Raw genomic sequence first — 25,883 nt, forward strand, 5'->3', positions numbered from 1 at the left:
AATTTCCAAACTGTAAAGAAGGAGTGTTTATTGTGCTAGTAGATAATGAATGTAACTGGCTTTCAATTTAGTTGCAAAACCTTTGGCCGGAAAGTATGACAAATAAAATGATGACCGATGCGCCAATAATGTTTCTACGCTTCAGTTTCTCGGTCGGTTAAGGCGGCACATTTTCAGAGAAGGCGCGTTGAGAAAATGGAAATATTCTTGGATGCATTGACGGTGTGCGAAAAATTTTAGAATACTTAATTGTTGCAGACTTACTCGATATGCTTCTATGTTTAATTAAAGTGAAATTTGTGCGGTCTTTAAATTTTGTAAAGAGAAGGGTATGTCAATTTTCAAACGAAATGAGTCAATCACAGAATAAAAGCAAGCTATTTGGCACGCGAGCTTAGGGGCACAGTTGTTTAGAGGTTATCTGACAAGGCGCAGCGGATGCCTAGAATAATCATTTGGTGCCTGTAAGTATGTGTAACGCCAAAAGGACAATTTGGTCAGGCTCAAAAAGCTTTTAGACTATTCGAATCGGCCGTGCCATTGCAGTGATGGTATGCTGTTGTTGTCGAATATTATACCAAATAGGATAGGTCGTATGATAAAACTAAAGAGTCCCGCTGTTGAACAATGGTTTGAGTGTTGGCGCTCGGGGGATCTAGACAACCTCCCCATCGCGGATGATTTTACTCATACTAGCCCATTTGGTCTGATTGATGGAAAAGCGCGTTATCTGGAGATTGTGGCTAAAAATAAACAGGATTTTTTGGGTAATACCCTAACCGTCATCAAGCAGATCAATGATGGCAACAGTGTTTGTGTCCAGTTTGAACAAAGTAATGCAAATACAGGTCTAGAGATGACGGTTTGCGAATGGTATGAGCTGGAAGGCGACATAATAAAATCCATCCGCTCTTTTTATAATGTCGGTAACGCTGAAATCACCGGCTAAGTCTTTTCCATTTGCACCGTGAGAGCAGCATCCACCAAGTCAGGGTTGTCATAGAAGTCATCCTGACTTTTCCCCTCCAGCCAATGCATCTGTTTGGGGCTTCTGATTTTATCAAAGTATTCTTGAGCAAGGGTCGGAGAAAGCGCTTGCTTGGAGTGAATCATGACTACGGGAACGTTGAGTTGCGGTGCAGCCTCTTGAACGTCAAAGGGGACAAAATGTTCTCTCGACATCACGGCAAAGGCATTGATGTAGTTGTCTACCTTGGCACGGTTACCATAGTAGTCGACCAGATTACTTGATGACATGGCGGCATCACCTTCCAGGGCAGCGGCCGGAATCATGATGGTTTCTTGTTTTTCCTCATAAGCAATTCTGGCTTTTACGCCCTGATCAATTTTGCCCTCATAGTCTTGTGGGGAGTTCAGTTTCATTGTCTTTGGCGATCGATAGTACCCGACAACCAGTTTCAACCAGTTTACTTTTTCTGTCTTGATGCTGGCCCAGCTGGCGTAACCACAACCAAGACAGACACCAATAAGGCCAATATTTTCAGTGTCCACTTCCTCTTGATGAGCGAGGAAATTCACGGCCTCGACGACATCGTCAATTTTGTGTTTGTAGTATTCGTATTGTCTGGGCTCGCCCGAGCTCTCTCCGTAGTGTCGGTGATCAATGGCTAATGTTACTAGCCCTTTCATTGCCGCTTTTTGTGCGTAATACCCAGCAACTTGTTCCTTAACACTGGTCATCGGGCCGACGACAACAGCCGCAGGGTAGGGCTGCTTCCCGCCCTGTGGAATGTACAGGTGACCAATGATGGTTTCATTTGCAATGTTAAAGTGTATTTTTTTCTTTTCTATGTTCATCGGGTCTTACCTTTATAAAGCCGAGTGTGATATTGCTGAAGAACACGGTGTTGTTGGGATTAAGATTTATCGGGCCTGTTTGAATAAATCCAGTGTGATAGCTTACGTTGCGATAAAGGCAGCAAGATAAACACAAGCATAAATACCACGATGGCGGTCGCCAGTCCCTGAACCAGAAAATCTGACCAAAGACATTGAGGGTTTATCAACCGTCTCAAATAGGCGGGAATGACGTAGGACAATGGCCAGATGTACAAACTGATCATGAGCCATTGCTTCCAGCGTACTGGTATCTTTTGTTGGGGTTGATTCACATGGTGCATCTTGTCCTCGGTGCTTGCTGGAAAAGATAAGCTCGTCCTCGCAAAAGAAGGACGAGCCTCTGGTGTCTTTCAGTCTTGCAGTCTGACAGCCGTTAAGCTTGGTGGTACAGAAAAGCAGCATTGGTGCTGCCGCCTTGCCCGACAGCAATTTCAATGTTGAGGTGAGCCATGGCTTCGAGATAGCGTGCGCTTTTGAGGCTTCCTGCGTTTACGGGAGCGAAACCGCAATCGACAACCAATTTGAGGACATCGTTTTTAGAATGGTCATCACTGCCACACACAAATGCGGTAATCGCCTGACCAGCACGGTCGTGTCGTTCCTTTGGCATCACATCGGCAAAGATGGTGTTGAAGGCTTTAACGACCTTTGCATTTGGCAGTGCGTTGGCGATTTCTTCGGCACCGGATGTATTTTCTCCCAGCAACAGAGGAGACCAATCTTCGTTCAGAGGGTTGGTGCACTCGATGATGGTTGTTCCAGTCAGTTCATCGGCGTGCTTAATAAGCAGCTCCTGAGCGGCAGTAAAGGGAATGGCAAGTGCTACAGCATCCGCCAATTTGGCGCCTTCAGCAAAACTGGCTGTTTGGTATTCCTCGCGGCCACTGCTGCCATCTTTAGAGCAGATAATGACTGTTCTGCCGGCATCGCTGAATAATTTAGCGAGTTTCTGCCCAACACTGCCGAAACCATATATAGAGATTGTGTTCATTCGTCTTTACCTTTTGCGGTTTTCAATAATCGGTTGGTATACCTGTGCTGCTAGTATCTATAAATTACTAGTAACCAATGTATACTGGTAAGACTATGAGCTAGGAAGTCTTAAATCAATTAGGTACCTGGAGGTAACCATGTCAGAGGAAAGCGAGCAAAATCTCGCGCCTAATGTGTACGCGGCGATTTGCCCATCGCGGGAAGTACTTGCCTTGATTGGTGAAAAATGGGTGTCTCTGATTGTGGGGGCTTTGGATCAGCGTATTTTGAGGTTTGGCGAGCTCAAACGAGTCTGTGAGGGAATTTCTCAAAAAATGCTGAGCCAGTCACTGCGAAAACTCGAGCGTGATGGTCTTGTCGTTCGCTGTGCTTATGACGATGAGCGGGTGTTACGAGTCGAATACTCTTTGAGCCCATTGGGGGAGTCGTTGGTCCCTATTGTTAAAATGGCAAAATCCTGGTCTGAAAGTCACTTGCCCGAAATTGAAAGTCATCGTGATGCTTATGATCAGTCCGGGGCTTGTTAAACCTGTAGCGTAAGCGCCACAGCGAGCTCAATCCCGACATGACTTTTGCGGAACGTTTTGAATTCTATCAGCGTGCGGAGAAGGCATTTGCGGTGGTCATGACGGGCGATACCCGTAAATACGGAAATATTCTGCTGAAAAAGGGCGTGACACCGGTTTAGGGTTTTTTCTTCATCTGTCTCTCAGGCCAGAGAGCGTTTCTGGCCTGAGTTGAGTGTTGAATTTACTGGCTGCGGTCTTGTATGTAGCGCTCATAATCCGGCACGCGCTTGGAAAAAGACTGGTCCAACAAGCTGGACGCCATCATCATGTCGGCACTGGCAAAGTTACAAGCAACTGGAATATTCCACACGGCCGCGATGCGCAATAGGGCTTTCACATCTGGGTCGTGGGGCATAGGCTCAAAAGGATCCCAGAAAAACACCAGCATATCGATTTCACCTTCGCTGATTTTCGCACCAATTTGCTGATCGCCCCCGAGCGGACCACTGATCAGCTTTTCAATGTTTAATTTACAGTGTTTTTCGATAAGTTGGCCCGACGTGCCCGTGGCGCAAATTCGGTGCTGGGCAAGTGATGTTTCGTGTTTCTTGCACCAATCGATAAGAGAGGATTTCAGGTTGTCGTGGGCAACCAAGGCGATGGCTTTTTTCGCTGGAGTCTGTACGGTCTTGTAGTTCATTACAGGGCTTGCTCTGTGCAGCTTAGGTTGATCCTCCGATTGTACCTGATAACTTAACGCTTTCAGCATTGGGATCAGGAAATATCTGCGAATATCACCCGGCCCCAAACCGATGCGTGGCCTCAAACCACGCGGTGATCAGTACACTTATAGGCTTCCAAATAGCGAATGATATCCGTCGATTCATACAGCCATTGTGTAGGCTGATTTTTGATCTCAATTCGCAGGCAGGGCACCTGGGGTTTACCACCGCCTTTGATGAGTTCCTGGCGAATTTTCCCCGAGAAGCCTACGTCTTTCATTGGAATGTTTAAATCCAGTTTTTTCATGGCTTTTCGAGTCTTGATGCAATATGGGCAGAGACTGCTTTGATACAAAGTAAGGGTTCGGCTTGTCGACATTCTGGACATGGTAGCTGCTCGTTAAATCTCGATAGGGATTACTTTTGAGGGCGATGGACCAGCTCAATGCGATTACCGCTGGGCTCGTAGAACATCATGTGTTTGCTGGGGCCACCATAAGCCAGCTCAGGTGCGAACTCGATATTCACGCCGGGGAAGTCCTTCAAAGCTTTATAGAGGCGATTAAGTTCAGCTTCACTGCTGATTCCTAATGCCAGGTGATGCAGGCCGACATTGGTTTTACGATTGAAGGGGGTAGCTTTCTCCGGGTGGCTTGCACGCCACAGGGTGATGGTCGTCTTGCCATTCGAGAGAAAATAGGCCGGATAACTGGGGTCACTTCCACGTTCTGAAAAACCTAATACATCCACGAACACAGATTTACTGGCTTCGATGTCTTTGACGACCAGGCCAACATGATCGACACCCGTAACAGCGGTTTGTTGAGCGGCGACCTGCAGGGAAAAACTCATAACAATAACTGCGAATAATGAGCGCAAAATAGGCATTCTCTTGTTCCTCATTGGAAGAAAAGAAGCATTCTTGGCGGAAGTGCCAATGAAATCATCACAAAATCATAACAACAGGCGTTTACTTGGGAATTAGCTTAGTGTCTCGAGTTATATCTTCTAAAGGAACCTGGTGTCTCTCGTGGAGGAATTGAGTTAAGCGGCAATGTTAAGTTGGGTAGTCGGCAAACAGAAAGCGGATTGAAAGCCTAAATTGGGATGCTTGGTATCGGGCTCAGGTTTGTGTGGGAGCCTGGGTATAGGGCGCCAGATATTCTTCGGGAATGGAAATATCCTGGTTTACGCCTGCGAATGCTAAAAGTAATAGGGTCGCGAAAATACCGCCCGCTGCGATCATGGTCATGGAAATACGATTTCTGATGACTCTCTCGAAACGATTTCTCAGAAGCCAGTGAACGGCTGCGCTGATATGAATGAATATCGCCAGTACCGCAAGAAAATAATAAGGAATGAAGAACAGGAAGTAAGGTGAGCTATGAATGCCTGCAATACCGAAATAGAGGTTGGTGTCCAGTTCCAGAGCGATTCGGCCGTAGAGAACAGCGACCAGATGATTGCTCAGGAAGAACGCCATATATACGCCTGACAAGGCCTGTGCGCGATCCAGCATGGAACGTCGCTGCCCCCTTCGTATGTAAACGAGGACCAGCCCGCTGATGATTTGAAACCCACAGAAAAACAGCAGTGGCCACTCCATAACAGGATGTTGATAGATACCTCGGAGCGTGTTCATCGCGTTGATGTGCACCTGAGCACCGGCGAAGATGAGGGCGTGATTGGCCAGGTGAAGCAGTATAAAGATACCTAGTACCATAGCTGAGAGTCGATGGCATAATGGTAATGAGAGTCTGAGCATTCAGGGCGCACTCCGATATCAATGAACGACTGAATTATGGATCTGTCAGACTTGAGAGAATATGAGAAATAATGTCAGTTGATGAGAAATGACGACATATGCTGAGCCTAATGCTGCTGTTGATACTCCCTTGGCGTTTTTCCCGTCCACTGTTTGAAGGCTTTACGAAATGTACTTGGCTCAGAGTAGCCAAGAAGATAGGCGAGCTCTTCATGGCTGATTTTATTTTCGCGAACCTCTTTGACAGAAAAATCAAGTCGTACCTTGTCGAGAAGATCCTGAAATCGATGCTCAGATTGCTTGAGTCTGCGCTGCAAGGTTCGAGGTGTCATGGCCAATTGTTCAGCGATGCGAGCCAGTGTGATTTTTCGGCCATCGATGCTCTTTAATATTGCAGTACGCACTGTTTCGGCGAATGATCCTTCACCGTGCAGATTGCTCTTTAGCATCTGGTCTTCCAGAGCAATAAAGAGAGATGAATTGGCCGATAACAAGGGCTGTTCCATCAATTCGGATGATATAAAGATTCGATCCTGTTTCTGAGAAAAATAGACCGGGCACTGTAAGGCGGATGTATAGGTTTCCGGGTCAACTGGAGGCTCCCGGCGCAATTCGACATAGGCAAGTGGCTTGGCAATACCGGTAAGCAAGCTGGCGCAGTTTTTGAGCGCGACAAAAAACGAATCAATCATCAAAGAATCGACTGAGCCACTCAGCTTTGGATGTATATCCAACTCGATGAGATATAAATTCGAGCGGCATTGGTCAATATCGTAAGGCCTGGATTCAAAGATAAGCCCCTCGCCAAAAGCACGTTGATAACGCTCGTAGCAATTCAGGGCCTGCTGACAGTTGTCGGCGGTAGCTAACAAGTGGCCAATGATCCCCAGGCTGAAGGGTTGATACATGCGGCCATGCTGCAAGCCAAAGTGTTCACCTTTCCAAAGCTGCTGGGCGATTTGATAGCAGCGGCTGGCATAGTGACAAGATACCCTGAGGTGCGGATCTGCCAAATCAAACTGATCTATGCCAGCGCGAGCCTTGATTTCCTTCACGTCCAAATTCATTTGTTGGAAGGCAGTGAGTATCGACTGGAGGGCACTGCCGGAAACAGTTGGCTGCAAAGTATTGTTCATATCCGTGTTTCTATTTCCTGACCCATTGATTGCCTGAAGCGAATGAGCGTTTCAGGTTGCTCATGGTTCGATTCTACATGATAAGAGAGGTAGGGGCAGGTGATAGGGATGACTGTTGTTTGCACTGAAAAGATTCGTCCCTCCGGTGAATAAGCCTGACCCGTTGTATTGGTGAACAAGAACTGCTGGCGGGCGTCTGTAATGTTGATGGATTTTTGTTTTTTGTTAGTGATCGCTGTAGATACGATTATTCTCAAGCCAGCGTTCAAACTCTGGCATCACATTCTGTAACTGTTCACCGATGACCATGCAGTGATCGGCATGTGCCAGCTCGATTAGGGTGGCTCGCTCGCCGTAGCGTTTGGCGGTTAAGCGGCCGATTCTGGGAGCGACAACGCGATCTTTTTTTCCGATGAAGATCAGAACCGGAGATTGGATTGCATCGACGTTGACATGGCTGCGGCGTTTGCGATCGAAAAACCAGAACCCCATCTCAAAATAAGCCTTTCCAGATTCGGGAACGCAGGCCAGGAAATAGTCTTTGGCTTTTTCTTCAGTCTGTTCATTTACAACCCCCCACCGAAACTCTTCCCAGGATGGATAGAGAGGTTTTCGCCAGAAGGCCCATTGATTAGTGTAGTAGTGGAAGGTGCGAACCATGGAAGGGTACAGATTAAACATACCCCAGGCCGGAGCGGGAGAGAAACACACAACACCACGGTGCTTGCATCGCGCAGCAACCAACTGACAAAGCAGGCCCCCCATGGATAAGCCGGCAATGATCGGCGCATCATCAAGGGCTTCAATATACGCGACGACGTCATCTACGTAATCCTGCAGAGAAACGGAGCCAATCTCTAGGGCGCATTCCAGAAAGCCCAGTTCGTGATGGCGCAAGGTCGGGGTGTGCACCGTAAAACCTCGTTTGTCCAATTCTGCTTTCATTTCGTCCCAGTTGCTGGCGTTACCCCAAGTGCCATGGATCAAAACAATGTGTTTTTCCTGCTCTTGCTTCATGAGCGATTGACCTTTTTATTTTGACATGAATTCGTGTCACTTTACTTTTGACATGGTGGCATGTCAACATGGATGGATTCCATTGAGAGTGTAAAGATGCAAGGAAAAAGCCAAGATAAGGCAGAGAAAGAGCAAGGCGAGATCGCTGCTGAACGCTCCTATAAGGGCCTCAACACCAGTGAGAGAAAGGCTCTGCGCCGGACACAGCTGATGAAAGCGGGCATTGATGTGATGGGTAGCAAGGGCTATGCGAGTTGCTCTTGCAAAATGATCTGCAATCAAGCGGGCCTGACGGAGCGCTACTTTTACCAGAGTTTTGCAAACCGCGAAGCGTTGCTCCAAACGATCTACCAAGAACACTCTGAGCGAATAATGGCTCTGATTTCGGAAGCTGTTATGAACGGTGAGACGGATCAGCTGGCGCTGAGGGTTGAACTGGGCCTGCGGGCTTTTTACCAAGACATGCGTGAGAATCCCAAGATTGCCCGTATTTTGTATATCGAAACCAGCGGTGTCAGTCCTGAAATGGATGATCTGGTGGCGAGCACTACCCACGGTTTCGCGATCATGTTTATTGAGCTGTTACAGCACTATTATCCGGATAAGCATTTGGGTGTTGATGACGCTGAGCTTGTGGCGATCGGTCTGGTTGGTGGTGTGAATGCCATTCTGGTGCATTGGCTACTCAGTAATTTTGAAATGCCGCTGGAGTCGGTGCTGCAAAGCGCCAGTTTTATGTTTAAATCGGTTTCGGCCAGCTTGCTTGAACGGGGTTAATGAGCGTCAAGACCGTGCTCAATCGGAGGCAGTCCGGTTGGGTTTGCTGATTAGTAACCTCTAAAGTGCAGATTGATGAATGGGCGCAAGATACAGAATGAGCAACAGTAGACTGCCAAGTGCCATACAACGATTGGCAAACGGCCGATAACGAGGATTACTGTAGGCCAGCACCACACCACTCAGCAGGCTGAACAACAGGCTGAACCCCAAGGCAATGCCAACAAGCCAAAAGCCAATATGGGCATGACCTTTGTGAATCATGATGAGTTTTTTCCACAGTCCGTGGACGTGAATTTCCAAGGTTTTCTTCTCGGTCAACAATAGGACTTCTCGGTTAAAGCTGTACCAGCTATGGCCGCCGTCAAAGCGAAAGTACTTTCCTGAAATATTTCCGTAGATGTCTGGCAATCGTTCGCTCGCCAATTGATAGGCGGCCATTTCGTTTTCAGGCCAGTGTTGTACGTGAGTCAACTCAATCTGAATTTCGTCACGGTTACCGCCATGAATATCCAACATATAGAGGGTGCCGGTGAGTGTATAAAGCAGGGCAAGGGGAAGGAAAAAACACGCCAGATAGGCATGCCACTTCATCCAGACCAGTCGATGTTTGGATTTCATTGCGTTTTTCGGCTTAGTAACTTGCGGATTAATAACGCTTTTATTTTAAGTTTTCGTGGTCGGCCTTGCTAAGGCTTTTACGTTTTTTACAATTACTCAGTTCAATTCTAATGACCAAACCCTGAGGGGGTTTATTGTGTGCAGAAATGCGCCCTCCGCAGGCTTCAACCTGGCGCTTGGAAAGCGCGAGTCCGAGACCGAAGCCGCCTTGTAGTCGATCGCGGGATTTTTCCAGGCGAAAAAAGGGCTTGAAGATATTGTCTAGGTGCTCTTCGTCAACTCCAGGGCCTTGATCGGCGACCTCAATACACACATCGTTTTGTTGTTGCTGTAGTGCCACCAGAACATCCTTTCCTTCGGGGGTGTATTTGCAGGCGTTTCGAACGATGTTCTCGATGGATTGAGATAAGGCCAGATGACTGCTGTTTTGCAGCGTTTGAATATCATCCAACTTACAGTGGATCGAGTGATGTGGGAATTCAAATCGAGCATCCTCCACAATACTTTCGATCAAGGGGGCCAGTTCGACACAGTCTTTATTCAGTTGGGGCTTTTCATTTTCCAGCCAAGCCAGTGTTAACGTACTTTCCACCAGATTGCGCATTCCGGCAACTTCCAAGGTCACACGGGTGAGTACTTCTTCGGTCTTGTCACCGTCCAAGCTGAGCTGCATGCGAGTTAATGGTGTGCGAAGTTCATGGGAGATATCCTGAATGAGCTGGCGCTGCTGTGAAATTGCAGCGGCGAGTTTGCTGCCCATATCATCAAAACTGGCGGCGAGATCGGAAATTTCATCCTGACGGCGAGCCATATCCGGGTAGATTTTGGTACTGAAGTCGCCATCTGCATATCGTCGTGTGGCGGATTCCAGTTTTCTCAAGGGGGAAAGCAGGTAGCGGTACAATAAATAGCTGAGCAGCATCGCAAAGAGTATGGGCAACAGTGTTTGGCTGGCAAAATACAGCTCGTTCCAAAAGGCCCCGGGACGCATTCTTTGAGGAAGGCGAATTAAAAGATGGTAACCCTCAATACTCAGTGGGATATCCATTAAAGGGTTTTCTGCATGGTAGAGGTGAATCGGGTATTGAATGGGACGCCCGACATACGCTCCATCGTATGGCGTACTGTCCCATTCTGTGCTGACGATGTCATCAATATCAATTTGAATGACCGCCACCAGCGTATTTTCGCGTAAGCTGAGTTCATCTTTCCATTGTTGCAGTTCATTGAACTGACCGGCTGAAATCATGTCTTCAACCTGGACGGCGTAATCGTGCAATTGCTGGATGTGTTCGCCGGCAATATAGCTGAACTGTGTTTCTACCCGTTCATTCCATTCCGTGAGTAGCCAGTAGAATACGGTGACGCACAAAGCAATGCAGAGGTTCAGTTTTCCGAAGAGTCTTAATTTATACACGGTGTAACCTATAACCTTTGCCGTGTACGGTTTGAATCGCCAGCGGGCAAGTGCCCAGAGTTTGAAGCTTTTTCCGAATTTTACTGATGTGCATATCCAATGATCGATCGTATTGGTTAAAGCTTTTTTGCAGGACCTGACGATACAAAAGAGGTTTGCTCAGTGTTTGTTCGCCATTCTCCAGAAAGAAATTGACGATCCGTTGTTCCACCGGTGTGAGTGAGAGCGTATCAAGTTGCTCAGCATTCAGTGCGTTCTTGTGTGTTTGGTTTTGTTGAACTTGGGTACGGCGAAGTATCGCTTCGATTCGCAACAACAACTCGGCGGTGCTGAAAGGTTTGGTCAGATAATCGTCGGCGCCACTTTTGAAACCTTCGATACGATCTTGTTCTGCGCCGAGGGCCGTCAACAGGATTACCGGTGTCTCGCATAGTTTTCGCAGCTGATTCAATACTTCCAGCCCTGTGATGTTAGGCAGCATGACATCCAGTAGAATCAAATCAAAAACCTGTTTTCGAATGGTGTTCAGCCCTTGCCGCCCATCAAAACAGGCCTGTGTTTGGAACTGTTGTTGGTTCAGCATGTCTTGCAGGAGTTGGTTAACTTGGAGGTCGTCTTCTATGATTAGAATGCGTCGAGACATGGTGTTGATCGATACTCGTGCTGTTAATTAAATAAGGTGATTAAATGGGCAGGCTAAACGCAAAAAAGCCCGGGCAATGCCGGGCGAATATCTCAATGGAGGAGAATCTAAAATTTCCACCCCAGGGTCAGGCGCACATCCCGCCCCGGTTCTGGCAGCCCGATAGTGCGCTGTGAATCCGGGTCATATCCATAAGTACCGTGATCAAGATAATACCTGTCGAACGCGTTGCTTACTGTCAAGTTAATTGACAATTGCTCGGTGCCCATGGGCAACCATTCCAGGTAAACATCTTGTGTGTTGAAGGCAGGTTTTGGGATATAGTTTTCTTGTACGTCATCCATTTCCTGAACAAAGCGTCCGCTCCAGCCGAGCTCCAGATTCTGTTCCGGGAAACGGTAATTGGCGTTGACCACCAACGCGTCTCCGAAGGCCGTTCCGATACCGAGATTGCCATCGTCCAGTGGCTGGCCGTCCAGTTCTGGTTTGTTGTGAGAATAGCTGATGCTGACTTCACCGCGCTCCCAGTGTTTGGCAATATTGATGCCAAAGCCTTTGGTGAGTAGATCACCTGCATTGCCGAAAAATCTTCCGGTTGCACGGGTGCCAACGGTGCCCACAACATCTTTGATTTCGCTGCGGTAAATTTCAACGCTGCCACGAACACTGTCACCTTGATAGTTAACAGACAGTTCTGTGTTGTTGGCTTTTTCTTCTTTCAAATCCGGATGGTTGGCGCGAAAGCCAATCAAATAGGCTTCTTTGATTTTCTGGCCACGCAAGGCGGTCGAATAACCCAGTCGAACAGACCATTGTTCGGTGAATTTATATTCGGCATTGGCGTTGGGACTGAAGCCGCTCGAGGAAAAACGTTGCTGGTCTACATCATCCAGTGTGTAACGGTCGTAACGCACACCGTAACTGACACTGAGCACTTCGTTCACGTCGAACAAGTCTTGAATATATAGGCCGTAGATTTTGGCATCTTCTTCGATGTTCGGGTTGATGTAATAGCCCCGATCATCGCGGTACTCAACTCCGTAAACCAAGGTATGATCAGTCAGTTGGCTACTATTACGAATATTCAAACCATAACTTTCTACACCAGCGCCTTCATTGAAACTGGCGTTTCTTTGGTTCAGATAATTGTCGGTTTTAAATGCGGTGACGTCGAGGTTCAACAGATCGCTGTTGCCATCGAGATCATAGTTGATGGTGCTTGTCTCTCGGCGACTGACTTGATCCGTGCTCTGGTTCCAGGGAGCATCATAGAAATGGGGGCGAAGGTTCCGGCGGCCATCATCGTAACGGCGCTCATGGCTCAGGCTCAGCGTATGGCCAGGTGCCAACTCGCCACTCAGTTTCAGTAGACCGAGTTCCTGTTCTGTGCGGGTATTGGCCAGGGTGTTACCACGGCCATCTTCGATTTCCTTGGTGTCGTTTCGGCCGAGCACTAACAGGCCACTCCATTGTTCGTTGAAGCGACCGTAGAGGTTCACACTGGCTTTGTAGCCCTCGGTATTGCTGTAGTAACCCGTTTTGATCAGTGCCCCAAAATCTTCGCCAGGACGTAGCAAATCATCGGCATCTTTGGTTTCAAAGCGGATGGCGCCACCGAGCGCACCTGGGCCATCCAGTGCCGTGCCCGCACCCGCTTTGAGTTCGGCCTGTTTCAACAATTCCGGTTCGATAGAAAGGCGCCCCTGATGGTGGAACAGATAGCCCGCCTGTGTGGCGCCATCAACACTCACATTTAGATTGGTGTCTTCAATGCCCCGAACGTAGATTTTTTGGGCAATACCGAAGGAACCACCGACCGTGATGCTGGGTTGGTCGCGAAATATATCTTCCAGATCATTGGCTTGTTTCTTTTGGATGTCCGTCAGGTCGACGACGTTTACACCGTTTAAGCGGTGGCCTTCGACCTCAACAACTTCCATATCTTCTTCAGCGAACCCAGCTTGGCTCGTCAATACGATGGCCAGGGTTAAGGTGTTAAGTGGACGGGATGGTAGGGGCATTGCTCTCTCACTTCTTAATCTTAATGATATTGATTATCATTAAATTTTCAAGCTGTGGCTACGAGATTTACAAATTTTACAAACTCGTTGTCGCGGGGAAGGGGGTAGATGGACTGCATGGGGGCATAGCCGTTGCCTTCCCTAGAAATGTAGGGGCTTTTGCTAATAAACCTTCGTTATCTGAAGGGATGCGCCTGACTTACCTCAATTAATAATAAAAATAGTTCTTATTTATGTTTATATGAGCAGTTAGTTTCAGTATACTCGCCGCCAATTTGACAGAGCTCAGACTCTGCTAACTAATCCTATGGGGACGAGACTATGAAAAAATCAGTATTGGGTGTAGCCATTTTGCTGGCCAACCAAGCTGTCATGGCGGCGGATTCCAACGCCAAAATGGAAGAAGTAACCATCATTGGTAATCCAGAAGAAGCCCAGCTCATCCCGGGTTCAGCGCATGTAATTGGTGAACAGGAGTTAGAGAAGTTCGAGTTCACTGATATCAATCGTATTGTGCGTCAGGTGCCAGGCGTTTACCTCCAGGAAGAGGATGGTTTTGGCTTGCGTCCTAATATTGGTATTCGTGGTGCCGTTGGCGAGCGTTCGAGCAAGATTAACTTGATGGAAGATGGCGTGTTGATTGCGCCGGCCCCTTATTCCGCACCATCCGCCTACTATTTCCCAACCGCTGGCCGTATGAGTTCTGTCGAGATACTTAAAGGTGCTGAAACCTTGCGCCAGGGACCGGCTACCGTAGGTGGTGCCGTCAACTTGATTTCTACCCGTATTCCCGAACAAACCCGTGGCAGTGTGAATGCGGAGGCGGGCGAAGACGGTGCGTTCCGCGTACACGCCAATTATGGGCATGTTGAAGAGCAGTTTGCTTTCTTGCTGGAAACTCACCAGCAGGGTAATGACGGTTTTAAGAATATCGATCGCAGCAACCGTGATACCGGCTTCTATATTGAAGACTATATGGCCAAGGTTCGCGTTAACAGCGACCCATCTGCGGAGTTTTATCAGCAGCTCGATTTCAAAGTTCAATACAGTGAAGAGCTGTCAGATGAAACCTATTTGGGTCTGACGGATCGGGATTTCACGGCAGCCCCTGACCGCCGTTATGGTTTAAGTGAGCTGGACGAAATGAACACTCGTCACTCTACGGTGCAGCTGCGCCACCACATTGAATTCAATACTGATCTGTCTCTAACCACCACGGTCTATCAGAACAAGTTCAAACGCGACTGGTTCAAAGTGAAAGGTGTTGGTGGGTTGATTGATGATGTGAATGCTGGCAATAGCAATGCCGCTAATGCACAGGCTATTCTCGATGGTACGGCGGATGCGGACGGTATTGCGGTGAAACACAACAATCGCAAATACACCAGTGAAGGTATTCAGTTCAAAGTGGATTGGGCCTTGGCGAACCACCAGATCGAAATGGGTGCACGCTATCATCAGGACGATGTGGATCGTCATCAACCGGAAGAAATTTTCAATCAGCGTAACGGCGAGTTGGTTTTTGATTCCATCAAACAACCGAGTTCAAGTAATAACCGCGTGGAAGATGCGGAAGCGATCGCTCTGCACATTATGGATGTGTGGTCTTTGAACGATGAGCTTAAGTTGAATCTGGGTTTGCGCTACGAAGATATTGAAACGTCTCAAACCCGCTACGGCGACAGTGAGCGTACTGAAGTTGCATCCACTCGCAGCAATCAGGTTGATGAGCTTCTATACAGCGCGGGCATCACCTATGAGTTGAGTGATCAGGTTACATTGTTGGCTGGTGTGCATTCTGGTTTTGCCCCAACGTCTCCGAGCTCACGTGACAATATCGAGCCTGAAACCAGCACGAACTATGAAGCCGGTATCCGCTTCAATGGTGAAGACGCGAAGGCGTCGGTTATTGCCTTTTTCAGCGATTACGAAAGCACTGTAACCAACTGTACGGTCAATCGCCCTTGTGGTGATCAGACCTCAGGTTCTCAAAGTGAAGGCGAATCTGAAGTGAAAGGTGTAGAAGTCACCGTCGATAGTCACTTGTATCGTGATAACGACGTGTTTGTACCGATTTCCATGAGCTATACCTATACCGATGCTGAAATTACTGACCCGAAAGACAGCGGCAATCAGGTGGGCGACTTGTATGAGTATCTGCCAAAAAACACCTTCAGCGCGCAAATTGGTTATGAGCTGGCAAGCGGTTGGAACAGCTACCTGAGTGTTTCCTACGTTGATGAGATGTGCACCGACAGCAGTATTTGTGGTCGCAGCGGTTTGGATCAGCGCTTTGCGTTTACGGACCAATATTGGGTTGCTGACTTCTCGACCCATTACCCTCTGAACAAAGATACCCAGCTGTACCTGAAGTTGGACAATGTTTTTGATGAGCGTGCGATTGTTTCCCGTAATCCAGACGGTGCGCGTCCGAACAAGCCGCGCACGGCCTTGATCGGTGTGAATTGGAATTTCTGATTCGACGGTTGATTGAATGGCACCAGTAAAAAGGCGGGCGTAGGCCCGCCTTTTTTATGTCTGGCACTTTATCGGTACCTTACTTCTTGTACTTGTTTATATGGCAGGCTTGGTAGAGAATTCAAAACCCTGTTTTTGCAAGGGACTAGGGTTGGATCTATGCTTGGTAGATCTAATCAATAAATATTGAACCCTGATCATGTTTTTGGGTGGAGCTGAATTTAGCGAGTACATTGATGAGTACGGATTCTAAGGATGAGCTGCTAAGCCAGTTACATATTGCCAAGCAACGGGCCGAGGAACTGGCGCATAGGTTGGCGACCGTGGGGCATGAGGTTAAGACTCCCATTGGTATTGCTGTGACTGCGGCGTCGAATCTGGAACTGAAAGCCAATAAGATGAAGCAGGATTACCAGGCGGGAAAGATGACCCAGCGCAGCCTGGAAACTTTTCTTTCTTTGGTGGTGGAGTCGGCCGACATTTTGCAAACCAATACCCGCCGTGCCAGTTCATTAATGGACAGTTTTAAACAGATCGCTCTGGATCAGGCTCATGAGCGTACTCGCTCAATTAAGTTGGCAGACTATTTTGAACAGCTCAAAGTAAGCCTGTTGCCTGCTCTGAGAGAAGCGGCTTGTGATCTGAGCATCGACTGTAGCAAAGAGCTGCAATTATCCAGTTGCCCGGGAGCCGTCACTCAAGTGCTGAGCAATCTGATCATGAATGCCTTGCAACATGCTCGAGTGCCCGAAAAGAGCTTGGCCATTCAGCTCAAGGCTGAGAGTCAACAGGTCGATGAAGAAAACCCACAGGGTGGCGTAAAGATCCAACTGAGCGACAATGGCGCTGGCATGAGCCCAGAAGTCAAAGCTCGGGCCTTTGAGAGTTTTTACACCACCGCCAGTGAGTATGGTGGCAGTGGTCTTGGGCTCAGCATCGTTGCGGAGCTGTTGAAGCGACCACTGATGGGTAAGATCGATTGCCGGTCTCAGCCCGGTGAAGGTTGCGACTTTCACATTTTCCTTCCCAATCTGTCTGTGAGCGAAATTTAAACAGCTATCTGTTCGGCCTGTTCACGATTTCTTACCCTTCTGTAAACGGTTGCGTGAAAGCGCTTGCAGCCTTAACACGGCCTGTTATTCTCCCTCTTTTGCTTTGAGGAATTACCATGTCAGCTCAGTTTCCAGCCTTTCAGTCCATCGCACTGGTGAAGGAAATTGAATCTCCTGAAAATCCTGGTGGTTTGGAAAAACGTGTTGCCTTGATTCCGGAAGATGTCGCCAAATTGGTGGCAGCGGGTTGTCAGGTTTTTGTTGAACGTGGGGCAGGTGATGGCGTTGGTTTCAGTGACCAGGAATACCTTGATGAGGGCGCCCTCATGCAAAGCGCTGAGGAAATCTACGAGAACAAAGATCTCATCATCAAGTTCAAAGGTCCCTCTCTGGAATCCATCAAGCAGATGCGTCCGGGTACCACTTTGTTTTGTATGGCGCACTTTCATTCCTATCCAGATCGCGCTCAGCTGCTGGCTGATCAACAGATCAATGTTATTGCGATGGAGGAGATTCTGGAGTCCCCCAAGCGTCAGTCCGATGCCTCTATTATTGGTCGTACGGCGATGAACAAAGCGCTTAGCCCCTATATGGCCGATAACAGCATTGGTTCACTTAATGTCAAAGTGCTGGGCTGGTCAGAGTGCTTGGGAGCGGCTGTGCGCCGAGCGGGGAACCGGGACCCGCGTTCTCTGCAGTTGCTTAATGCGGACATCGCTACCGCGGATCTGGAGCTTAGCCGCAACAACAGCCTGTATGTCTACGACAGTCGAATCCTGCAGCGCCAGGGTTTAATAGCCAGCCTGCAAAAGGCGGGCGAAGGGGTACTGGATCTAGCGGAATACGAACGTGAATACGGTGCTCAAGCCGTTGCGGATTACCGTGAAAGTCACCCACCTCGCGAGTTTGGTCTGCGTCGTATCCAGTGCCTGCATGAAACGGGCATGGCGGGTGCTCGCTATGGATTAAAGCTGTTGGCTGAAAACAAGCCGGAGCTTGATATCAAAGACGCGAAAGTCGCAGTGCTTGGTTATGGCAATGTAGGCCAGGGGGCGATCCATGAATTGCACGATCAGGGGGTGAAAACCATCCATGTGCTGGGGCGGACCCACACCAGCAAGGGGCGAATCGACTACTGGTTGAATGATATTGATCTGGTTGTGAATGGTGCGGAGCAGCCACCGCATCTGCGTGGGATTAATTTCCTGGTGAGTAATTCCCATTTGAAACATTTGGTCCCCGACGGTTCAGTGGTGATCGATCTGGTAGGCGGCAGTCCGACCAATCGGAGCCCGGTGGAGGCGGTGGAGTCCTGCACCTTTCTGACGGATCCGCACTTTGAACGAGATGGCGTAACGGTGTCTTCATTGTGGGGCTGGCCGATGATGGGGATGATGCGCGAGACGGCAATCCGCTATTCAGGGCAAATTGCCGATGTGCTGCTGGGCACGGAACAGCTTTATAAAGGTTTATCTGCGCTGGCGCCCGGTGTTGAGCGGGCATTGGTTTGTGGCCCTTTCCCTTCGGAGGCTTGAGGCATCTATGACTCGAACCATCCATGATTTGGCGAACTCTCTGGGTGAAGCACTCAAGGAAAAGGACCTGCGTATCTGTTGTGCTGAATCCTGTACCGGAGGTGGGATCGCCAGTGCCTTAACCGATATTGCTGGCAGCTCAGCCTGGTTTGAATACGGTTTTGTCACCTATGCCAATTCGGCGAAAACCGACTTGCTGGGGGTGCCCGATGCACTGCTGCAAGCCCATGGTGCGGTGAGCCAGGAAGTCGTGGGCGCGATGGCGCAGGGGGCCTTACAGAAGGCTTCGGCGGATATTGCTCTGGCGACCAGCGGCATTGCGGGGCCAGGAGGCGGGACGGCGAGCAAACCGGTAGGAACGGTATGGTTCGCGTGGGCCTGGCAGGAGCAAGGCCAACTTGAGTGCCACAGCGAATGCCGGGTATTCGAAGGTGACCGTCAAGCGGTCAGGGCTCAGGCGGTAGAGCACGCTTTACTGATGGCATCTGAATTGCCTCTTTTGGGGTAATGTCCACCCTGTCGACTCATTCAATGTCACTATTTTTGAAAAACTACTGTATATAAACCAAGTACTGGTTGCGTATACAGTGTTTTTGAATTAAGCTTCTTTCCGAATCGCAGCTGATGGCTCCTGGAATTAAACCGACAGTCCAGGGCTTGCAGCAAAAATCGATAACAAAATTCTGAAAACGGATGCTTAAGAGACTGCCCGTACCCGTTGTCCAAGGCATCTCGCATGAATGTACATTCCGTTTTCACTCACAAGAATACAAAAGGCAAAAAGCCTAAACGACGAGGTGTCCCATGGATCAGAACAAAGAAAAGGCATTGCAAGCCGCCCTTGGCCAGATTGAACGTCAGTTCGGTAAAGGCACCGTTATGCGGATGGGCGATAAAGAACAGGTAAAAATTCCGGCCGTTTCCACAGGCTCTCTAGGTTTGGATGTCGCTTTGGGGATTGGTGGTTTACCAAAGGGCCGAATCGTTGAAATTTATGGTCCAGAATCTTCGGGTAAAACCACGCTGACTTTACAAGCGATTGCCGAAGCCCAGAAACAGGGTGGAACCTGTGCCTTTATCGATGCTGAGCATGCTCTGGATCCTATTTATGCCGAGAAGCTGGGTGTTAATGTTGATGATTTGATCGTTTCCCAGCCAGACACTGGTGAACAAGCACTGGAAGTTGCCGATATGTTGGTGCGTTCAGGTGCGATTGATGTTCTGGTTGTGGACTCGGTTGCAGCTCTAACACCGAAAGCTGAAATTGAAGGCGAAATGGGTGATCACCACGTTGGTCTGCAGGCGCGCTTAATGTCTCAGGCATTGCGTAAGATTACCGGCAACATCAAAAACGCTAACTGTCTGGCGATCTTTATTAACCAGATTCGTATGAAGATTGGCGTTATGTTTGGTAACCCGGAAACCACTACCGGTGGTAATGCTTTGAAATTTTACTCTTCCGTTCGCTTGGATATTCGCCGAATTGGTGCGGTGAAAGACGGTGATGAAGTGATCGGCAGCGAAACCCGAGTGAAAGTGGTTAAGAACAAAGTGGCGCCACCGTTCAAACAAACCGAATTCCAAATTCTGTACGGTGAAGGTATTAACCGTTTGGGTGAGGTAATCGACTTTGGCGTTAAGTTGGGTTTTATCGATAAGGCGGGTGCTTGGTATAGCTATAACGGCGATAAGATTGGCCAAGGTAAGAACAATGTTGTGAAGTTCTTGAACGAAAACACCGCCTTGGCTGAAGAAATCGAAGCACGCGTACGTGCAGAGCTGTTGGGCGATGCCTCAGAGACTGATGCATCAGCAGAGAGTGCTGAGCAGGCGTAAGTCTCTTATTTCCGCCCTCTAATGACCGCATATGCTTTGTTTGATTGAAGCCTATGCGGTCCCTCCGCGTATGCCTGCTGTGCGTACCGTATGTTAGATAGACAATTGTGACTGTTCTGGGGTTGATGTTTTCAGCTGACCTAGAACCGTAACTTCTCAGCACGAGCAGGAGCAAATAATGAAAAATATTGTCTCCCTGGACGATTACCGCGATGAGCCTGTGGCCAATAATGAGCCCAGTGGTCGCGAGGTGTTGGCGAAGATTAAGAATTCTGCTCTGGCTGCCATCAGTCGTCGAGAGTATTGCCGTGCCGAGCTGTTTTCCAAATTGGCGAGGCAGCATGACAAGACAGAATTGATTGATGAAGTATTGAACTGGCTGGAAGAGCTTTCCTACCTGGATGATCAGCGTTATGCGGCTATGTTCTTGCGGGCGTCAATTTCAAAGCGTCGTGGTCCAACCCGTATTCGTATGGAAATGAAGCACAAAGGTTTGTCGAACGTTTCGATTGACAGTGCTTTGCTTGAAAGCGATGTCGATTGGCATGCCTTAGCGTTGGAAAGTCTGCAGGGTCGTTTTTCTGGGCCGTCCATGGACGTGAAAGACAAGTCAAAACGCTATCGTTACTTGCAAGCCCAGGGGTTTTCAGGTGATCAGATCCATTACGCCCTGGCGGAAGCCAATCGAGCGGTTGGAGAATAACCCTCTTTTATAAATAGCCATTCTCATCGTCGTCCATAAAGCTGGCGTTACGCTCACCTTGAATTTGTTCGCGCAATCTCTCCCTTGCCAGAAGCTTTCTCTGTACGGCTTCTGGTAGATCGGTAAACAAGATTACATTCTTGGAAACCAGAGTATTTACCAAATCTTCTGTAATCCGGACAAACTCCATGTCCGACTCTTCCAGAGTGGCCAAAGATTGGCTGACATCCTTGTAACTGTCTAGAAAAGAGACAAGTTGAGGGTGGGTTGGAGATAGGTATTCACCAAACTCCGGCCCGGAGTTCATGGATATGGCGCTTATGTTGCCATTGGCATCTCGTTGAATATAAGGCATAGGATGGGTTTCGTTTTCCGAATCGCAGACTACAATACAGGTTAAATATAGCAATAGTAGTATACAATTCGGCTAGAACAACTTTTCAAGCCCTATTATCAGTGTGATCTTATATCTGGATATCAAGATTAAACTGGATATAAGCGGTGCTTGAACAGAACTTCAGTTGCGACTGGTGAGCTACGACAGCTTGTGAATTTGTGCAGGTGTTGTTAAGCAGGCACTGTGTAAATTGTACAAATCGTTCGAATCAATTGTTAAGAGGTCTTGATGGAGCAGGCAAGCAGCCAAACAGATATGCAGGATGTAGTGGAAGGCCCAGCGGAAAGTGCCAGCTTTTGCGACCCACTGTTAGAGTCATTGCTGATCATCGCCAGAATAGAACATCTGCCGATATCCGAAACGTCCCTTACCGCCGGCTTGCCGTTGATCAAAGAACGCCTGACTCCCAAGTTATTTATTCGTGCCGCAGAAAGGGCTGGCCTATCGGCCAAAGTGATCGAACGGCCACTGGATCAAATCAGCGCACTGGTATTACCCACGGTATTGTTGCTCGATAATAACGATGCCTGCGTATTAACTCGGCTGGATACCCGCTCCGGAAAAGCGGAAATTCTCGACCCTCACAGCAGCGGTAAGAGTGTAGTTGAACTGAGTGATTTGCAGGAACGCTACACGGGTTATTCAATCTTTTGTAAGCCCTTGCATCGTTATGATGAGCGAACCCAGGAAATCAAAGTGCGCCAAAAAGGCCATTGGTTTTGGGGGGTGCTGGGTCGATCCTGGCGAATTTATCGTGACGTCCTGCTAGCCTCTTTGTTTATCAATTTGTTCGCCATCGCCAATCCCCTGTTTGTCATGAATGTTTATGACCGCGTGGTACCTAACGAAGCTGTTGAAACTTTGTGGGTTTTGGCCATTGGGGTCGCGACGGTCTATTTCTTTGATCTCGTGTTGAAGCTCCTGCGAGGTTATTTTATTGAGGTTGCCGGTAAAAAATCCGATGTATTGCTATCGGCAATGATTTTTGAGCGTGTGCTGGGCGCACGATTGGAAGATAAGCCCATGTCGGTGGGTTCATTTGCCAGTCAGCTAAAGGATTTTGAAAGTGTTCGAAGCTTCATTACATCGTCTACTGTAACGGCCTTCGTGGATTTACCATTTACCATTTTATTCCTGCTGGTCATTTTTTATGTCGGGGGCCCGCTGGTATTGGTTCCCTTGGCCTGTATCCCAATTGTGATTGCGTATGCTCTGTTTATTCTGAAACCTCTGCGCCAATCGGTTGAAGAGACCATGCAGTCTTCGGCGCAAAAGAACTCGACATTGGTGGAAGCCTTAGCCAGTCTTGAAACCGTAAAAGGGCTTGGTGCGGAAGGGCGTGTACAGCGTGCCTGGGAAAAGTCGGTGGGGCATCTCGCGTATTGGGGACAGAAATCTCGTTTGTTATCAAATTCTGCCGTGACGGTTGCTGGCACCGTGGTGCAGCTGAGCTCGGTGGCAGTGATCGTCTCGGGTGTTTATCTGATTGCTGAAAAAGAACTCACAATGGGGGCGTTGATTGCCTGCGTTATGCTGACGAGTCGAGCTTTGGCGCCTTTGTCGCAGTTATCCAGTTTATTGGTGAACTTCGAACAAACCGTTACGGCGTTAGAGTCTCTAGAGACCATTGTTGATAAAGCGCAGGAGCGTGACGAAGAAAAGACCTTTATCAAACGCCCGAGTTTTGCTGGTGAAGTGCGTTTTAATAAAGTGTCCTTTGCTTATCCAGGTGAGGAACACCCCAGTATTGAAGATGTATCTTTTACCATTAAACCCCATGAGCGGGTGGCCATTATCGGCCGCATGGGTTCAGGGAAAACCACGGTACAGAAATTGATGATGGGCTTATTTCAGCCTACAGCAGGTTCTGTTTTGATCGATGGTATTGATATTAAGCAGTTGGATCCAGCCGATTTACGCCATGGAGTGGGTTATGTCCCACAGGATGTATCCCTGTTTTTTGGTTCGGTGAAGGACAATATTGCCTATGGCACTCCCCATGCAACAGACCAGCAAATTGTAAAAGCCGCTGAGCATTCAGGGGTAACGGGTTTTGTGAACAAACACCCGATGGGTTTCCAGCGCCCTGTGGGTGAACGAGGGGCCTTTTTATCCGGCGGGCAGCGGCAAAGTATTGGCGTTGCACGGGCACTGATCAAAGACCCGAGTATTTATCTGTTGGACGAACCTTCAACTGGAATGGATAACAGCACGGAGGCGAAACTTAAACAAAATTTAATGCAGGTGACTCAGGGCAAAACCGTAATATTGGTGACCCACAAGACCTCTTTGCTGGATTTGGTCGACAGAATTATTGTTTTGGAAAACGGTAAGCTGATTGCTGATGGCTCGAAAGAGTCCGTATTGGATGCACTGAAGAAGGGGCAGATTCGTGTCGAGCAATAAACCATCAAACCCGCAACATCCCGAGCAGCCACAAACGGCCAAGGAGTCTGCGAAGGCGAAACCCGCTGCGGCGACGGTCAAAGCGAGTTCCGTCAAGGTGAAGGCGCCTGCTGCTCAGGCACGTCGGCAAGCTGACATGAAAGCAAAGTTTGAGGCACAGAAGGCCGCTGAGTCTCGAACCAGTAAAACGGTTGACGCTCCATCCAACGCTGTTAAGGTTAAACCCACAACACAGGCAAAAGCTGCCGTTGAGAGACCGCGCGTTGAAAATGTCAGCGCAGAAGTCGTTTCCAGTGCCGAGGTTACAGCGCAAAAATCAGAACGGGCTGGGACTACTCCAGAGTCGGGAAGTTCGAGCGCGGCCCCTGAAACTGTGGTGCAAAAAAGTCCTGCTGTGGCGTCGTCAGAGCCACAACCCAAAGCTTGGTTTGAAGGTGATAAAGAACTGATCCAGGAAGATCTGGATTACATGTCATCGGCCGCGGCCGCGGTTCTACAACAATCTCCTCGTGGTGGTCAGCAATTACTGTGGGCAATTTGCTCATTTGTCATTGTGGCTATCGTTTGGGCGTCGCTTGCCTATGTTGATGAGTTTACGCGAGGCGAAGGCAAGGTGATTCCTTCTTCGCAAGTGAAAGTTGTGCAGCACCAAGAGGGTGGCATTGTTGCGGAATTGTTTGTACGTGAAGGCCAGACTGTCAAAGCCCAGGAGCCTTTGTTGCGCCTGGACGACACACAATTCTCTTCATCTCTGCGAGAAGCCGACGTAACGTTGGATCAGTTGAAAGCGAAAGCCGCGCGGTTAAGTTACGAAGCCGATGGTGTGGATTTTCCAGAGCAGCCGATTGAAGGTGTGGGCGAAGTGGTTTGGTCCCAGGAGCGAGCTCTGTATCTATCTCGGCAGGAAGAACAGAAAAGTAAAGATCAGGTATTGGTGCAACAGGAAACTCAGCGGCGACAGGAGCTCAATGAGTTAAAAGCACGCCGTGACCAGCACCAGCGCAGTTACAATCTATTGGATAAAGAATTGCAGATCAGTAAGCCTCTGGTGAGTTCGGGGGCGATGTCCCAAGTGGAACTGCTGCGACTCGAGCGCCAGGTAAATGATTTGTATGGCGAGCTTAAAGGCGCCGAGTTGGCGATTCCTAGAGCGCAATCCAGCTTGCAGGAAGCTCGGGACAAATTGCAGGGGGCACAATTGGCTTTTCGCAATGAATCCCGTAAAGAGCTTGCTGATGTGCGTTTGGAACTGCAGCGTCTTTCCGAGAGCAGCGGCGCTTTGGAAGATCGGGTGGATCGAACACTAGTGATTTCTCCAGTCGCAGGAACCATCAAACAAGTGATGGTGAACACCATCGGTGGTGTTATTCAACCGGGGATGGATCTTATACAAATTGTCCCAACGGAAGACAGTCTATTGGTTGAGGCTAAAATCAGACCTACTGATATTGCCTTCCTGCACCCAAGCCAGGAAGCCATCGTCAAATTCACCGCGTATGACTTTTCTATCCATGGTGGTTTGAAGGGGAAGGTGACTCATATCAGCCCGGATACGATTGTGGACGAGGAAGGTGAGAGCTTTTACACGGTGAGAGTTGAAACTGAAAACGCCTTCTTGGGCAGCGAGGATAAGCCCTTGCCAATCATTCCGGGTATGACGGTAAGTGTTGATATTCTGACCGGCGAAAAAACCGTACTGGATTACCTTCTGAAGCCTATTCTTAAAACCAAACAGTTAGCCCTGCGCGAACGCTAGGTTTACTGTGCCCCTTCACTTTCGATGTGCCTCTTGGTTTTGAAGAGGCACATTGCTGTCCAAAGTGATAAAAGTGCCTAGCATGTACACATTTTTTGTATTCTTTAAGAATATAATCTAGGCCTTTATATTCCCTTAGGTTATTTACGTAAGCGTTTTAAATCGGCGCTATTGCCGAATACGCCTGACGTGCGCCTATATTTCCCGGATGTGAGCGATTCAGTATGTGACGCAGTTGG

24 protein-coding genes and 1 pseudogene are annotated in these 25,883 nt (G+C 48.6%); 12 read left to right on the forward strand and 13 right to left on the reverse strand.

What is annotated here, in order from left to right; genetic code table 11:
* Window positions 1-595: 595 nt before the first annotated feature.
* Entirely contained in the window at window positions 596-949 is a 354-nt protein-coding gene (locus tag ABWW03_RS17380; RefSeq protein ID WP_353410467.1) for a nuclear transport factor 2 family protein, read from the forward strand.
* Here ABWW03_RS17380 and ABWW03_RS17385 read toward each other — a convergent pair.
* Together ABWW03_RS17385 and ABWW03_RS17390 are read right to left on the reverse strand one after the other, a co-directional pair.
* A complete protein-coding gene (locus ABWW03_RS17385; RefSeq protein ID WP_353410469.1) occupies window positions 946-1,818 on the reverse strand; it encodes an alpha/beta hydrolase in 873 nt (290 codons plus the stop codon). The genes ABWW03_RS17380 and ABWW03_RS17385 overlap by 4 nt on opposite strands.
* 415 nt (window positions 1,819-2,233) lie before the next feature.
* A complete protein-coding gene (locus ABWW03_RS17390; RefSeq protein ID WP_353410471.1) occupies window positions 2,234-2,851 on the reverse strand; it encodes an NADPH-dependent F420 reductase in 618 nt (205 codons plus the stop codon).
* A 139-nt stretch (window positions 2,852-2,990) separates the two neighbouring features.
* On the opposite strand from ABWW03_RS17390, the gene ABWW03_RS17395 reads away from it, so the two are divergent.
* Together ABWW03_RS17395 and ABWW03_RS17400 are read left to right on the forward strand one after the other, a co-directional pair.
* Window positions 2,991-3,380 (forward strand): winged helix-turn-helix transcriptional regulator, encoded by a 390-nt coding sequence (locus tag ABWW03_RS17395; protein ID WP_353410473.1) that lies wholly within the window; start codon window positions 2,991-2,993, stop codon window positions 3,378-3,380.
* 32 nt (window positions 3,381-3,412) lie between these two features.
* Window positions 3,413-3,541, forward strand: a pseudogene (locus ABWW03_RS17400) (RbsD/FucU domain-containing protein); the annotation flags it as partial.
* A gap of 62 nt (window positions 3,542-3,603) precedes the next feature.
* On the opposite strand, the gene ABWW03_RS17405 reads toward ABWW03_RS17400, so the two are convergent.
* The 6 genes from ABWW03_RS17405 to ABWW03_RS17430 form a co-directional block, all read right to left on the reverse strand.
* Window positions 3,604-4,062 carry a methylglyoxal synthase gene (locus ABWW03_RS17405; protein ID WP_353410477.1) on the reverse strand — a complete coding sequence of 153 codons (459 nt, stop codon included), beginning with the start codon at window positions 4,060-4,062 and terminating at the stop codon, window positions 3,604-3,606.
* Between the two features lie 122 nt (window positions 4,063-4,184).
* Window positions 4,185-4,472, reverse strand: coding sequence for a glutaredoxin family protein (locus tag ABWW03_RS17410; protein WP_353410479.1), 288 nt, complete (start codon window positions 4,470-4,472; stop codon window positions 4,185-4,187).
* 29 nt (window positions 4,473-4,501) lie between these two features.
* Complete coding sequence (locus tag ABWW03_RS17415; protein WP_353410481.1) at window positions 4,502-4,972, reverse strand: VOC family protein; 471 nt, start codon at window positions 4,970-4,972, stop codon at window positions 4,502-4,504.
* A 235-nt stretch (window positions 4,973-5,207) separates the two neighbouring features.
* Window positions 5,208-5,807 (reverse strand): hypothetical protein, encoded by a 600-nt coding sequence (locus tag ABWW03_RS17420; RefSeq protein WP_353410483.1) that lies wholly within the window; start codon window positions 5,805-5,807, stop codon window positions 5,208-5,210.
* Between the two features lie 149 nt (window positions 5,808-5,956).
* The gene (locus ABWW03_RS17425) at window positions 5,957-6,985 is read right to left on the reverse strand and encodes an AraC family transcriptional regulator (protein WP_353410485.1); all 1,029 of its coding nucleotides are present in this window, start codon (window positions 6,983-6,985) and stop codon (window positions 5,957-5,959) included.
* Window positions 6,986-7,210: 225 nt separating this feature from the next.
* Window positions 7,211-8,002 carry an alpha/beta hydrolase gene (locus ABWW03_RS17430; RefSeq protein WP_353410487.1) on the reverse strand — a complete coding sequence of 264 codons (792 nt, stop codon included), beginning with the start codon at window positions 8,000-8,002 and terminating at the stop codon, window positions 7,211-7,213.
* 96 nt (window positions 8,003-8,098) lie between these two features.
* Here ABWW03_RS17430 and ABWW03_RS17435 point away from each other — a divergent pair, with 96 nt between their 5' ends.
* Window positions 8,099-8,779, forward strand: coding sequence for a TetR/AcrR family transcriptional regulator (locus ABWW03_RS17435; protein WP_353410489.1), 681 nt, complete (start codon window positions 8,099-8,101; stop codon window positions 8,777-8,779).
* Between the two features lie 60 nt (window positions 8,780-8,839).
* Here the strand turns inward: ABWW03_RS17435 and ABWW03_RS17440 are convergent, their stop codons facing one another.
* The 4 genes from ABWW03_RS17440 to ABWW03_RS17455 form a co-directional block, all read right to left on the reverse strand.
* Window positions 8,840-9,400 (reverse strand): hypothetical protein, encoded by a 561-nt coding sequence (locus ABWW03_RS17440; RefSeq protein ID WP_353410491.1) that lies wholly within the window; start codon window positions 9,398-9,400, stop codon window positions 8,840-8,842.
* Between the two features lie 40 nt (window positions 9,401-9,440).
* A complete protein-coding gene (locus ABWW03_RS17445; protein WP_353410493.1) occupies window positions 9,441-10,817 on the reverse strand; it encodes an ATP-binding protein in 1,377 nt (458 codons plus the stop codon).
* Window positions 10,810-11,460 carry a response regulator transcription factor gene (locus tag ABWW03_RS17450; RefSeq protein ID WP_353410495.1) on the reverse strand — a complete coding sequence of 217 codons (651 nt, stop codon included), beginning with the start codon at window positions 11,458-11,460 and terminating at the stop codon, window positions 10,810-10,812. The genes ABWW03_RS17445 and ABWW03_RS17450 overlap by 8 nt, the downstream gene beginning before the upstream one ends.
* A 107-nt stretch (window positions 11,461-11,567) precedes the next feature.
* On the reverse strand, window positions 11,568-13,481 hold the full coding sequence (locus ABWW03_RS17455) for a TonB-dependent receptor domain-containing protein (protein WP_353410497.1): 1,914 nt from the start codon (window positions 13,479-13,481) through the stop codon (window positions 11,568-11,570).
* Between the two features lie 321 nt (window positions 13,482-13,802).
* Between ABWW03_RS17455 and ABWW03_RS17460 the strand changes: the two genes are divergently transcribed.
* The 6 genes from ABWW03_RS17460 (at window position 13,803) to ABWW03_RS17485 (ending at window position 21,085) form a co-directional block, all read left to right on the forward strand.
* Window positions 13,803-15,959 (forward strand): TonB-dependent receptor family protein, encoded by a 2,157-nt coding sequence (locus ABWW03_RS17460; protein ID WP_353410499.1) that lies wholly within the window; start codon window positions 13,803-13,805, stop codon window positions 15,957-15,959.
* A gap of 236 nt (window positions 15,960-16,195) precedes the next feature.
* Window positions 16,196-17,011 carry a sensor histidine kinase gene (locus tag ABWW03_RS17465; protein ID WP_353410501.1) on the forward strand — a complete coding sequence of 272 codons (816 nt, stop codon included), beginning with the start codon at window positions 16,196-16,198 and terminating at the stop codon, window positions 17,009-17,011.
* 116 nt (window positions 17,012-17,127) lie between these two features.
* Window positions 17,128-18,546, forward strand: coding sequence for an alanine dehydrogenase (locus tag ABWW03_RS17470; RefSeq protein WP_353410503.1), 1,419 nt, complete (start codon window positions 17,128-17,130; stop codon window positions 18,544-18,546).
* Between the two features lie 7 nt (window positions 18,547-18,553).
* The gene (locus ABWW03_RS17475) at window positions 18,554-19,054 is read left to right on the forward strand and encodes a CinA family protein (protein ID WP_353410505.1); all 501 of its coding nucleotides are present in this window, start codon (window positions 18,554-18,556) and stop codon (window positions 19,052-19,054) included.
* A gap of 296 nt (window positions 19,055-19,350) precedes the next feature.
* A complete protein-coding gene (recA, locus tag ABWW03_RS17480; RefSeq protein ID WP_353410507.1) occupies window positions 19,351-20,382 on the forward strand; it encodes a recombinase RecA in 1,032 nt (343 codons plus the stop codon).
* 178 nt (window positions 20,383-20,560) lie between these two features.
* Entirely contained in the window at window positions 20,561-21,085 is a 525-nt protein-coding gene (locus tag ABWW03_RS17485; RefSeq protein WP_353410509.1) for a regulatory protein RecX, read from the forward strand.
* Window positions 21,086-21,092: 7 nt separating this feature from the next.
* Here the strand turns inward: ABWW03_RS17485 and ABWW03_RS17490 are convergent, their stop codons facing one another.
* Window positions 21,093-21,440 (reverse strand): hypothetical protein, encoded by a 348-nt coding sequence (locus tag ABWW03_RS17490; RefSeq protein ID WP_353410511.1) that lies wholly within the window; start codon window positions 21,438-21,440, stop codon window positions 21,093-21,095.
* A 270-nt stretch (window positions 21,441-21,710) separates the two neighbouring features.
* On the opposite strand from ABWW03_RS17490, the gene ABWW03_RS17495 reads away from it, so the two are divergent.
* A complete protein-coding gene (locus tag ABWW03_RS17495; protein WP_353410513.1) occupies window positions 21,711-23,888 on the forward strand; it encodes a type I secretion system permease/ATPase in 2,178 nt (725 codons plus the stop codon).
* Complete coding sequence (locus ABWW03_RS17500; protein WP_353410515.1) at window positions 23,875-25,644, forward strand: HlyD family type I secretion periplasmic adaptor subunit; 1,770 nt, start codon at window positions 23,875-23,877, stop codon at window positions 25,642-25,644. The genes ABWW03_RS17495 and ABWW03_RS17500 overlap by 14 nt, the downstream gene beginning before the upstream one ends.
* Window positions 25,645-25,883 lie beyond the last annotated feature (239 nt).

The sequence above is a fragment of the Pseudoteredinibacter isoporae genome (assembly GCF_040372805.1).
In the GTDB taxonomy this organism is placed as follows: Bacteria; Pseudomonadota; Gammaproteobacteria; order Pseudomonadales; family Cellvibrionaceae; genus Pseudoteredinibacter; species Pseudoteredinibacter isoporae_A.

Bases quoted from the DNA above. Each gene is read 5' to 3' on its own strand.
- ABWW03_RS17440 (WP_353410491.1), bottom strand. From the start codon at position 9,400: ATGAAATCCAAACATCGACTGGTCTGGATGAAGTGGCATGCCTATCTG.
- ABWW03_RS17410 (WP_353410479.1), bottom strand. From the start codon at position 4,472: ATGTCCAGAATGTCGACAAGCCGAACCCTTACTTTGTATCAAAGCAGT.
- ABWW03_RS17395 (WP_353410473.1), top strand. From the start codon at position 2,991: ATGTCAGAGGAAAGCGAGCAAAATCTCGCGCCTAATGTGTACGCGGCG.
- ABWW03_RS17460 (WP_353410499.1), top strand. From the start codon at position 13,803: ATGAAAAAATCAGTATTGGGTGTAGCCATTTTGCTGGCCAACCAAGCT.
- ABWW03_RS17420 (WP_353410483.1), bottom strand. From the start codon at position 5,807: ATGGTACTAGGTATCTTTATACTGCTTCACCTGGCCAATCACGCCCTC.
- ABWW03_RS17435 (WP_353410489.1), top strand. From the start codon at position 8,099: ATGCAAGGAAAAAGCCAAGATAAGGCAGAGAAAGAGCAAGGCGAGATC.
- ABWW03_RS17455 (WP_353410497.1), bottom strand. From the start codon at position 13,481: ATGCCCCTACCATCCCGTCCACTTAACACCTTAACCCTGGCCATCGTA.
- ABWW03_RS17495 (WP_353410513.1), top strand. From the start codon at position 21,711: ATGGAGCAGGCAAGCAGCCAAACAGATATGCAGGATGTAGTGGAAGGC.
- ABWW03_RS17385 (WP_353410469.1), bottom strand. From the start codon at position 1,818: ATGAACATAGAAAAGAAAAAAATACACTTTAACATTGCAAATGAAACC.
- ABWW03_RS17485 (WP_353410509.1), top strand. From the start codon at position 20,561: ATGAAAAATATTGTCTCCCTGGACGATTACCGCGATGAGCCTGTGGCC.
- ABWW03_RS17450 (WP_353410495.1), bottom strand. From the start codon at position 11,460: ATGTCTCGACGCATTCTAATCATAGAAGACGACCTCCAAGTTAACCAA.
- ABWW03_RS17390 (WP_353410471.1), bottom strand. From the start codon at position 2,851: ATGAACACAATCTCTATATATGGTTTCGGCAGTGTTGGGCAGAAACTC.
- ABWW03_RS17470 (WP_353410503.1), top strand. From the start codon at position 17,128: ATGTCAGCTCAGTTTCCAGCCTTTCAGTCCATCGCACTGGTGAAGGAA.
- ABWW03_RS17430 (WP_353410487.1), bottom strand. From the start codon at position 8,002: ATGAAGCAAGAGCAGGAAAAACACATTGTTTTGATCCATGGCACTTGG.
- ABWW03_RS17465 (WP_353410501.1), top strand. From the start codon at position 16,196: ATGAGTACGGATTCTAAGGATGAGCTGCTAAGCCAGTTACATATTGCC.
- recA (WP_353410507.1), top strand. From the start codon at position 19,351: ATGGATCAGAACAAAGAAAAGGCATTGCAAGCCGCCCTTGGCCAGATT.
- ABWW03_RS17380 (WP_353410467.1), top strand. From the start codon at position 596: ATGATAAAACTAAAGAGTCCCGCTGTTGAACAATGGTTTGAGTGTTGG.
- ABWW03_RS17415 (WP_353410481.1), bottom strand. From the start codon at position 4,972: ATGCCTATTTTGCGCTCATTATTCGCAGTTATTGTTATGAGTTTTTCC.
- ABWW03_RS17425 (WP_353410485.1), bottom strand. From the start codon at position 6,985: ATGAACAATACTTTGCAGCCAACTGTTTCCGGCAGTGCCCTCCAGTCG.
- ABWW03_RS17490 (WP_353410511.1), bottom strand. From the start codon at position 21,440: ATGCCTTATATTCAACGAGATGCCAATGGCAACATAAGCGCCATATCC.
- ABWW03_RS17475 (WP_353410505.1), top strand. From the start codon at position 18,554: ATGACTCGAACCATCCATGATTTGGCGAACTCTCTGGGTGAAGCACTC.
- ABWW03_RS17405 (WP_353410477.1), bottom strand. From the start codon at position 4,062: ATGAACTACAAGACCGTACAGACTCCAGCGAAAAAAGCCATCGCCTTG.